1 protein-coding gene is annotated in these 1,239 nt (G+C 73.4%); it reads left to right on the forward strand.

The window, feature by feature from the left end; translation table 11 throughout:
- The coding region (locus U9J39_RS29345; protein ID WP_326348796.1) for an amino acid adenylation domain-containing protein at positions 1-1,239 on the forward strand (1,239 nt) is incomplete at both ends.

Below are 1,239 nucleotides of genomic sequence, written 5' to 3' on the forward strand. Positions count from 1 at the left end.
CGCACATCGCCCGCCACGCGGCGGCGCGCCCCGATGCCGTCGCCGTGATCTGCGGCGAACAGGTGCTGCGCTACGGTGAACTGCTGGCCCGCGCCGACCGCCTCGCCGCCGTGCTGCACGCCCGCGGCATCGGCGCCGAGCATCGCGTCGGCATCGCCCTGTCGCGCTCGCCCGACCTGGTCGTCGCGCTGCTCGCGGTGATGCGCTGCGGCGCCGCCTACGTGCCGTTCGATCCGGCGTATCCCAGGGACCGGCTGGCCTACCTGTTCGACGACAGCGCCATCCGGCTGCTGGTCACCGAACCGGCGCTGCTCGACGCGCTGCCCGCGCCGGCGGCGCTGCCGGTGCTGACGCTGGATACGCTCGCCGAGGACATCGCGCCGCTGCCCCAGCAGCCGGTCCACCCCGGCCAGCTTGCCTACGTGATCTACACCTCCGGCTCCACCGGCCGGCCCAAGGGTGTTTGCGTCGCGCACGGACCGCTGGCCATGCATGTGGCCGCGACCATCGACGCCTACGAGATGGGCCCGCATTCGCGCGAGTTGCACTTCCTCTCGTTCGCCTTTGACGGCGCCCACGAGCGCTGGCTGTGCGCGCTTGCCTGCGGCGGCTCGCTGCTGCTGCGCGACGATGCGCTGTGGACGCCCGAGCAGACCGCCGCGGCCATGACCCGCCACGGCGTCACCAACGCCGGCTTCCCGCCGGCCTACCTGCGCCAGCTGGCCGAGTACTGCGAACAGAGCGGCGAGCGCCCGCCGGTGGCGCTCTACTCCTTCGGCGGCGAGGCCATGCCGCGCGCCGCCTTTGCGCAGGCGCGCCGCGCGCTGGCGCCGCGCACCTTTATCAACGGCTATGGCCCGACCGAAACCGTGGTCACGCCGATGGTCTGGAAGGTGCGCGCCGATGCGCCCGCAGCCGGCTTCGCCGGCACCTACGCGCCGATCGGGCGCCCGGTGGGCGCGCGCCGCTGCTACCTGCTCGATGCCGAGCTGAACCTGGCGCCGCCGGGCGTGGCCGGCGAGCTGTACATCGGCGGCGAAGGCCTGGCGCGCGGCTACCTGAACAAGGGCGGCATGACCGCGGAACGCTTCGTGCCCGACCCGTTCGCCGGCGATGGCGCGCGCCTTTACCGCACCGGCGACCTGGCGCGCTGGCTGCCTGGCGGCGAGCTGGAATACCTGGGCCGCATCGACCAGCAGCTGAAGATCCGCGGCTTTCGCATCGAGCCGGGCGAGATCG

Origin of the sequence: Cupriavidus sp. SS-3, assembly GCF_035818815.1 — a bacterium.
GTDB lineage: Bacteria > Pseudomonadota > Gammaproteobacteria > Burkholderiales > Burkholderiaceae > Cupriavidus > Cupriavidus taiwanensis_C.